The sequence below is a fragment of the Mesobacillus sp. genome (genome assembly GCF_049588175.1).
Taxonomy (GTDB): Bacteria; Bacillota; Bacilli; order Bacillales; family Cytobacillaceae; genus Mesobacillus.
Genome location: NZ_JBAVFI010000049.1, coordinates 1 through 9429 on the forward strand (window position 1 = coordinate 1; position 9429 = coordinate 9429).

Consider the following 9429-nt stretch of genomic DNA (forward strand, 5'->3'; position numbering starts at 1 on the left):
ATTGTGTTCTTTTCCATCCTTGATTACCTGGATGTTCATTTCTTCTCCAGGGAGGACCACAGGTTTTACCGCATTTGCAAGGTCATTGATATTCAGCACCGCAACCTTCTGCAATTCACAAACTTTGTTCAGATTGAAATCATTCGTTACTACAACACCGTTTGTCAGCTTCGCCAGTTTTACAAGCTTGCTGTCAACTTCCTGAATATCATCAAAATCGCCCTCATAGATCTCTACCTTAATCCTAAGCTCCTTTTGGATACGGTTAAGGATGTCCAATCCGCGGCGGCCGCGATTTCGCTTTAGCACGTCGGATGAATCAGCAATATGCTGCAGTTCTTCAAGGACAAATTGCGGGATTACGATGATGCCTTCAAGGAAACCAGTTTGGCAGATATCAGCAATCCTTCCATCAATAATCACACTTGTATCGAGAATTTTCCATTCTCTTGCACGCTCTTCTTTTTCAACCTCTTCTTCACTGCCTTTTTTCTTCGATTTGGAAAATAAACCAAGCAGCTCATCTCGTTTCTTGAATCCCACCTGGAATCCCAGATAACCAAATAAAAGAGTAAGGAGCGTTGGGGCAACTGTATTTACAATTGGAACCTGGATTGCATTAAGGGCAAAGCCAACTAAAAACGCTACTAGCAAACCAAAGAAAAGACCCACACTGCCAAAAATAACATCAGTGATTGGCGCCTTGAGCAGCGATTCTTCAGCCCACTTCACAAAATTGGTCACATGGTCAACAGCCCAAAAAGTAAGAAGATAAAAAATAAGTGCGCCCAAAATAGCTGTAACATAAGGATTATTGATGAGAGTCATGTCTCCCATTTTCATTAACGATAATAAATCAGGAATTAAGAATATACCAAGCGTTCCCCCAATGATCAGGAAGCAGGCTTGAATGATACGTCTTAACATCCTTTCACCTCCTTTTACTCATTATAAACAACTTCTAAAATTTGAAACCCTGCTTATGGAGAAGATTTTTTAATTGCCCATTCTATTCGTCCAAATTACTGGCCCAAAAGAATATACGTTTTAATCGGCATAAAAGTTACGTAATCAGCTACTATTTTAAGAAAAAATGATCATCCTGCTTTTTCTAGGATTAACTCTTCCTTAAAAGTAGCATCGGGCTATACGGGTGTCAATTTAAAAGCAGTTCCGCCAAATAGCGTGAATTACATCTGGCGGTCTGCCATCAGCTGGTCCCTGATCAGCTTAAAGCCTTCTTTAATTTTCCGTGCTCTGACTTCACCAATTCCTTCAACGTCATCTAAATCCTCGACCGATGCCGAAATCAAATTTGTGAACTTATTAAACCTTTTGATCAAATTTTCAACGATGATCATCGGCAGTCTCGGAATCTTGTTCAGCATCCGGTAGCCTCTTGGGCAAATAAATTCATCCATATGGACATACCCCTGATAGCCAAGCAGTTTTAAAATCGTCGTATCTTCAATGACACCAGCTTTTGAAAGCTCCTGGAAACGCACCAACACTTCGTCTGCCTTCACATCGCTCTCTGCAGAATAATCCTTGATGACTAGCAGGGCCTCTTTCTCGATTTCAGACAGAAGCTCGTGCATCTGCAGACGAATCAGCCTGCCCTCCATGCCTAGCTCACTCAAATAAGTTAAAAGCTCGGTCTTGATTCTTAATACCATTTCGAATCGATGGATGACCTGCAGCAAATCATTATAGGTAACCAAATCCTCGAATTCCAGGATACCAAGATTAGTAATGCTTTTCTCAAGAACGACCTTGTACTTCTCAAGAGTCTGGATTGCCTGATTTGCCTTCGTTAAAATAACCCCGATTTCTTTCAAGGCATAGCGAAGATTCCCCTGATACAGGGTAATGACATTCCTCCGCTGGGATATCGCAATGACAAGAGCTTTCGTCTGTCTTGCTACCCTTTCTGCCGTCCTGTGCCTCATCCCGGTTTCCGTCGATGGCACGCCCGTATCAGGAGCAAGCTGTGCATTTGCGAACAAGATTTTACTGCCAGTTTCATTCAAGATAATGGCGCCATCCATCTTGGCAAGCTCATATAAAAAACTCGGACTGAACCTGCAATTGATTTCAAAGCCGCCATCCAAAAGGCTCTTGACTTTTTCATTGTAGCCAAAGACAATCAGCCCGCCCGTATTGGCACGTAGTACATTATCGATGCCATCCCTGACTGGTGTTCCCGGAGCGATAAATTGCAGGATTTCACCTAATTCCTTTTCTTCGAGGCTTCTATTCTCCAATCAATCAACCCCCTAAGGTGACTTTTAACGCATGGCTGACAGATGAGACACCGATTAACTCTACTCCCCTAGGTGGAGTCCATCCGCCAAGATTGTTTTCTGGTAAAATAATTCTCTCAAAACCAAGCTTCGCAGCCTCCTGGACACGCTGCTCAATCCTTGAGACCCTTCTGACTTCCCCAGTCAGTCCTACCTCGCCAATAATACAATCGGAAGCGCGGGTTGGTTTATCCCTGAAGCTGGAAGCGATGCTGACAGCGACTGCAAGATCGATTGCCGGTTCATCCAATTTCACTCCGCCAGCTACCTTCAAATAAGCATCCTGGTTCGCCAGCAGCAGCCCGACCCGTTTCTCAAGTACAGCCATCAGCAACGAAACTCGGTTGTGGTCAATTCCGGTCGCCATTCTCCTTGGGTTTCCAAAACTGGTAGGTGAGATGAGCGCCTGTATTTCTACCAGAACAGGACGAGTTCCTTCCATCGATGCCACCACAGTAGAGCCCGAAGCTCCTTGGGACCGTTCCTCTAAAAATATTTCCGATGGGTTTGCGACTTCTTCCAAACCAGCTTCCTTCATTTCGAATATACCCATTTCATTCGTTGAACCGAAACGGTTTTTAACCGCACGCAAGATTCTGTATGTATGATGTCTTTCACCCTCAAAATACAAAACAGTATCCACCATATGCTCGAGAAGTCGAGGTCCAGCAATTGAGCCTTCCTTGGTGACATGTCCTACGATAAAAATGGCGACACCCTTTGTTTTCGCTATTCTCATCAATTCCGCCGTACATTCCCTAACCTGTGAAACACTCCCCGGAGCCGAAGTCACTTCAGGGTGGAAAATTGTCTGGATTGAATCGACAATCACAAAATCAGGTTTTGTATTTTCAATTGTCAGGCTGATTTCATGCAAATTCGTCTCTGAATAGACAAGCAAATTTGGAGAGGAAACCCCGAGGCGGTCGGCACGCAGCTTTGTTTGCCTCATTGATTCTTCCCCTGATATATAGAGAACAGAGTGGTCCTTTTTCGCTAACTGGTATGAGACCTGTAGCAGCAGCGTCGATTTGCCTATTCCCGGATCCCCGCCGATCAAAACGAGGGAACCCCTGACAACCCCGCCTCCAAGTACCCTGTTCAATTCATTCGAGTCCGTAGTGATGCGCGGTTCACTGATTGTTTCAATCGAAGTGATCGGAGTCGCCTTGGCAGCCACTGAAGAACCGCTGGCATTAGTAAAAGCCCCTTTCCGAGTTGATCCAGTGCTTTCCACTTCCTCGACCATCTTGTTCCACTGCCCGCATCCAGGACATTTCCCCATCCATTTCGGAGATTCATAGCCGCATTCCTGGCACATGAATTTTGTTTTTCTTTTTGCCATTTTCTTAGCCTCGCCATCTATCATTAAAAAGTATTATCTCTATTGTAATGCTAAACATTCCTCAAAAGAAATTATTGTAACTGAAGTAATATGTAAATTTTTCTGCTTTATATATTGGCTGTGTTAAACTTGTCTGTTGATTTCCGCTCCAGGCATTCGCTTTCCGCGGGGCGTCAGGTGTTAAAAATCAACATTGTCCTTTAACTCAGCCTATATATTTATGATCCATCAGATTATGCCCCACTTATAAACCTAATTGATTTGATGGCTATTATGAGGGCAAATCAGGAGTTTTTTCCAGATTAATTGTACTATCGAATCCCGATAAGACAATCCGAAGACGATTTCTTCCTTAGAGTTGTTCTCGGGAACCTTATGATGACAACTCTTTTGCGCTTCCGGACTTTCAAGTTGTTCTCCTTACGATGACAACTCTTTTGCTTTTTCAAACTTTGAGTTGTTCTCGGAACCCTTACGCCAAGAATCAGTAAAAAAGGGGTACACGTAGTTTATGTACGTATACCCCTTATTTTAACCTGTTAAGCAATTTAAGCCTTTGCAGACCCTTCTGGCGTTTTCACGACGAACTCGCCATTTTCTACATCAATAATGACATTTTGGCCTGTAAGGACTGTACCCTTTAGCAATTCTTCAGATAGCTGATCCTCAATATGCTTCTGGATCGCCCGGCGCAATGGACGAGCACCATACTCCGGATCATAGCCTTCTTCAGAAATTTTATCTTTTGCGGCCTCTGTTAATTCAAGCGTAATGTCCTGCTCCTTCAAACGCTTCACAAGCTGGTCGGACATCAATGTCACAATTTCTTTCAGGTGCGGTTTCTCAAGAGCATGGAAGACAATGATTTCATCGATACGGTTAAGGAATTCCGGACGGAAGGCTTTTTTCAGCTCCTCCATTACTTTGCCCTTCATATCTTTGTAATCCTGCGCCCCATCCTGAATGTTGAAACCAACATATTTATTTCGCTTCAACGCTTCAGCTCCGACATTCGATGTCAGAATCATGATCGTATTGCGGAAATCGACTGTACGTCCCTTTGAATCTGTCAAACGGCCATCTTCAAGAACTTGAAGTAAAATATTGAACACATCAGGATGTGCTTTTTCGATTTCATCAAGCAGGATGACGGAATAAGGTTTTCTGCGAACCTTTTCAGTCAGCTGACCGCCTTCATCGTAACCTACATATCCAGGAGGTGAGCCAACGAGACGAGAAGTCGAATGCTTCTCCATGTACTCTGACATATCCACACGGATCATCGCATCTTCATCACCAAACATTGATTCAGCAAGAGCTCTTGCCAATTCGGTTTTACCTACACCAGTAGGCCCAAGGAAGATGAATGAACCGATTGGGCGTTTAGGGTCCTTCAATCCTGCGCGAGCACGTCTTACAGCCTTAGAAACAGCCTTAACCGCTTCCTCCTGGCCGATGACTCGAGAGTGCAGGATTTCTTCCAGATTCAATAGCTTATCTGTTTCAGTTTGTGCGAGCTTTGTAACAGGAATATTCGTCCAGCTGGACACAACATTCGCAATGTCCTCGACTGTTACCTCGCTATTTTCCTTGCCTTGTTTTTCTTTCCACGTTTTCTTCGTATTTTCAAGCTGTTCACGCAGGCGCTGCTCTGTATCCCTTAATGAAGCAGCTTTTTCAAACTCCTGGCTTTGTACTGAAGCATCCTTTTCCTTGCGAACTTCCTCAAGCTTCACTTCAAGCTCCTTAAGGTTAGGCGGAGTCGTGTATGAGCGCAGGCGCACTTTTGAACCAGCTTCGTCAATCAAGTCAATCGCCTTATCTGGAAGGAAACGATCTGAGATATAACGGTCAGATAGCTTTACTGCTGCATCAATCGCCGCATCCGTAATTGATACTCTGTGGTGGGCTTCATAACGATCTCTCAGCCCTTTTAAAATCTGGACGGATTCCTCAGCAGTTGGTTCATCAACTGTGATTGGCTGGAAACGTCTTTCTAATGCTGCATCTTTTTCAATATATTTACGGTATTCATCTAGTGTGGTTGCCCCGATACATTGAAGCTCACCTCGAGCCAGTGACGGCTTAAGGATGTTTGATGCATCAATAGCACCTTCCGCTCCACCAGCACCAATCAATGTATGAAGCTCATCGATGAATAAAATGATGTTTCCGGCCTGGCGAATTTCATCCATGACCTTCTTCAAACGGTCTTCAAATTCACCGCGGTATTTGGTTCCCGCTACAACAGTACCCATATCAAGAGTCATAACACGCTTGTCGCGAAGAATCTCCGGCACTTCATTGTTAACAATTTGCTGTGCCAAACCTTCGGCAATCGCTGTTTTACCTACACCAGGTTCCCCGATCAATACAGGGTTGTTCTTTGTCCGGCGGCTAAGCACCTCAATAACCCTCTGAATTTCCTTGCTTCGGCCGATAACAGGGTCAAGGCTTCCTTCCCTGGCAATCGCCGTTAAGTCCCTTGCAAGGCTATCAAGCGTTGGTGTGTTGGCATTTGCTGCCCCGCCACCCTGATGGCCAGATGTTTCATTGCTGCCTAACAACTGCAGCACCTGTTGACGTGCTTTATTCAAGCTTACACCTAGATTATTAAGCACTCTGGCAGCTACACCTTCTCCTTCACGGATCAGGCCAAGAAGAATATGTTCTGTGCCAACATATGAATGTCCAAGTTTTCTTGCTTCATCCATTGAAAGCTCGATGACCTTTTTAGCTCTTGGCGTATAGTGAATGGTCTGGGAAGTTTCCTGGCCTCGGCCAATCAGGTTCTCAACTTCCTTCTGGATTTTCTCGGCACCTAAACCCAGTCCATATAATGCCTTCGCGGCAATTCCTTCTCCTTCACGCACAAGGCCAAGTAAGATGTGTTCTGTACCGATATTGTTATGTCCAAGGCGGATTGCCTCTTCCTGTGCGAGTGCCAATACTTTCTGTGCTCTCTCTGTAAATCGTCCAAACATCATAAGATCATCCTCCTGACTCTTCTTTTGTTTCCATTTTCAATCGTTCTCTTATTAAAGCAGCTCTGCGGATGTCTCTTTCGTTCGGCCTTAGCGGCCCGCCCGCATACTGCTGTAAAAACCCTGGTTGAGTTAAAATCATCAGTTCATTTAAAATCGATTTTGATATATTTTGTATATACCCCATATCAATGCCAAGCCGCAGGTCTGACAAGCATCGGGCAGCTTCCTTCGTTTCAATGATCCGGCTGTTTGCCAGGATTCCATATGAACGAAAGACTCTGTCTTCTAATTGTATGTTAGAAGTTTTCGCTAATGCGTCCCGGGCCGACCTTTCCTGAGATATTATCTGGCCTACCACGCTTTTCAGTTCTTCTACTATGTCTTCTTCAGATTTTCCTAATGTGATTTGATTGGAGATTTGAAAAATATTGCCGAGAGCTTCACTGCCCTCGCCGTATATACCCCTTACCACTAAACCGAGCTGATTAATCGCTGGAACAATCCGATTCATTTGCTGCGTCATGACCAAACCTGGAAGGTGTATCATGACTGAAGCCCTTAGACCCGTTCCTGCATTTGTTGGGCAGCTGGTCAAATAACCAAATTTCTCATCGAAAGCATAATTCACATGCTCCTCCATCCAATCATCAATCTCATTTGCAGCCTTCAAGGCTTCCGTCAGCTGGAATCCAGGGAATAAACATTGAATCCTTAAATGGTCTTCTTCGTTGATCATAATGCTGATCTCTTCATTTTCAGATAAAAGACATGCCCCATGAATGCCGTTTTCGGCTAGATGGGGACTAATTAAATGCTTCTCGACAAGTACTCTTTTTTGTAATTGTGGGATTTCATCCATCTTAATCATTTCTAGATGCTCAACGTTTGGAATATGGCTATTGTTTACCCGTTCCATTATTGTGTCAATGACTGCCTCGGCTTCACCGTTAGTAAAAAACGTAGGGAAATTGAACTCATCAAGGTTTCTGGCAAAACGGATTCGAGAGCTGAGGACAATGTCAGAATCAGGTCCATCATCACTCATCCAGGAGCTGACAGCCTGACTGATAAACTTCTCCAATGACAAGTCTACTCCCCTCCCTCTTGCTTCTCTGCTAATTTCCTTTCCAGATCTCTTATCTGGTCCCGGGTCTCAGCTGCTTTTTCGAATTCTTCCTCTAAGATAAAATTTTTCAATGTTAGCTTTAGATCATCGATTGTTTTTCTTATATGGATATCCCCGCCGATTCTTTTAGGGATTTTTCCATTATGTGTGTAATTCCCGCTATGTAGCCTTCTAATGATGGGAGTCAATTGATCCCTGAAAGCATCGTAGCAAGTTGCACATCCAAATCTGCCGACTTTCACAAACTGAGGGAAAGTCATTGAACATTGCGGACATTGGAGGATTTCGTCCGCTTGGAAAGCTTCCTTCTTTCCCTCCGTAAAACCTGGCTGCATATTCAACAATCCGGCAAGCAGACTATTGATTGAAAAAACTGGACCGTTGTTCATCATAAACATTTCGCCTTTTTCCTGTGCGCACCGTTCACATAAATGCAGCTCAGTTTTTTCGCCGTTTAAAAAATTCGTGAAGTGCAGCGTTGCCGGCCTCTGATTACACTCTTGGCAGATCATGCCCTCACCTCTTTACCTCTGTTCTGATATTATTTATATTTCAATGCCATCAACATTGCCTTTAGCATTCTAGAGCGAAGCTCATCCCGCAACGGGAGTTCAATATACAGAACAGACCTGTCTAAAACACTCAGCATGATTTTCGCCTCGCGGTTCGTCACGACATCTTCTTCCACTAGACGGTAAATGACATCATCAGCACTGCTTTGAGAAATCCGTGTGTTAATCAAAGACAATAAATCATCAATCAAGTGTGCATGATCATAAACCTGAACTTTAATGATACGGATATATCCGCCTCCGCCCCGCTTACTTTCAACAAGGTAACCTCGTTCAATCGTGAATCTAGTATTGATGACATAATTGATCTGGGACGGCACGCATTGAAATTGATCGGCGATTTCGCTACGCTTGATTTCAACGATATCCTGGTCGCTCATTTCCAAAACCTGCTTGAGGTAATTTTCTATGATGTCCGATATATTCCTCACTAAACCTCCCCCTATCTGACTTTGACTATATTTGACATTAATTATACAAAAAATTTTTTACCCTTGCAATTAATGCATCTTGATTTATTTTCGCCAAATTTATGTATGCCAAAACCTGTTAAGTGGGGGTGTTGGTTATTATACCCATTTTAGACCAAGTGGAAACTTGTCAGGAGCTAGAGAAAGAAGATTTTTTATAACATAGAGGTGAGTAGTTCAACACAATTAAGCTAGTCAAAGTATGAAGTTATCGTCTAATGCAAAAAAACTTGGTTTATAGCTAAAAAAGGTGTGTGTAGCTGTCATTTTTTAATCAGGTGAGGTTAGAAGTGGGGATATTTGTTGAAGTGTTGCATTATAACAATCTAATTCAGATTATCACACGTGATAATCTAGCAAATAAATTTCCGAACCGAAAATACACAAGAAAGTCGCGCTTACTCATTAGCAGAATTTTATTTTCTAAACAACGAGAATCTTTTTCCTAGACCAGATATTAGAAGACACAAAAAAAGAACAGCCATTACAGCTGTTCTTCACGTGCCCGGCGGCGTCCTACTCTCACAGGGGGAAACCCCCAACTACCATCGGCGCTGAGAAACTTAACTTCCGTGTTCGGTATGGGAACGGGTGTGACCTTCTCGCCATCGCCACCAGACTATTTG

Annotated in this window: 7 protein-coding genes and 1 rRNA gene; all 8 read right to left on the reverse strand. The window is 43.5% G+C overall.

The features are described 5' to 3' along the window. Window positions 1-927, reverse strand: a 927-nt coding sequence (locus tag WB217_RS01100) for a PIN/TRAM domain-containing protein (protein ID WP_423989843.1), incomplete at its 3' end; no start/stop codon positions are given. 263 nt (window positions 928-1190) lie between these two features. Beyond that, entirely contained in the window at window positions 1191-2264 is a 1074-nt protein-coding gene (gene disA / locus WB217_RS01105; RefSeq protein WP_423989845.1) for a DNA integrity scanning diadenylate cyclase DisA, read from the reverse strand. Window positions 2265-2268: 4 nt separating this feature from the next. After that, window positions 2269-3648, reverse strand: a complete 1380-nt coding sequence (gene radA, locus WB217_RS01110; RefSeq protein ID WP_423989847.1) for a DNA repair protein RadA — start codon at window positions 3646-3648, stop codon at window positions 2269-2271. A gap of 548 nt (window positions 3649-4196) precedes the next feature. Then, window positions 4197-6635, reverse strand: a complete 2439-nt coding sequence (clpC, locus tag WB217_RS01115) for an ATP-dependent protease ATP-binding subunit ClpC (protein ID WP_423989849.1) — start codon at window positions 6633-6635, stop codon at window positions 4197-4199. 4 nt (window positions 6636-6639) lie between these two features. After that, entirely contained in the window at window positions 6640-7722 is a 1083-nt protein-coding gene (locus WB217_RS01120; protein WP_423989851.1) for a protein arginine kinase, read from the reverse strand. A gap of 2 nt (window positions 7723-7724) precedes the next feature. After that, window positions 7725-8273 (reverse strand): UvrB/UvrC motif-containing protein, encoded by a 549-nt coding sequence (locus tag WB217_RS01125; protein ID WP_423989853.1) that lies wholly within the window; start codon window positions 8271-8273, stop codon window positions 7725-7727. Between the two features lie 29 nt (window positions 8274-8302). Continuing rightward, window positions 8303-8764: a CtsR family transcriptional regulator gene (locus WB217_RS01130; RefSeq protein ID WP_423989855.1), complete on the reverse strand. Its 462-nt coding sequence runs from the start codon at window positions 8762-8764 to the stop codon at window positions 8303-8305. A gap of 542 nt (window positions 8765-9306) precedes the next feature. Next, window positions 9307-9422, reverse strand: a 5S ribosomal RNA gene (gene rrf / locus WB217_RS01135). Between the last annotated feature and the right edge of the window lie 7 nt (window positions 9423-9429).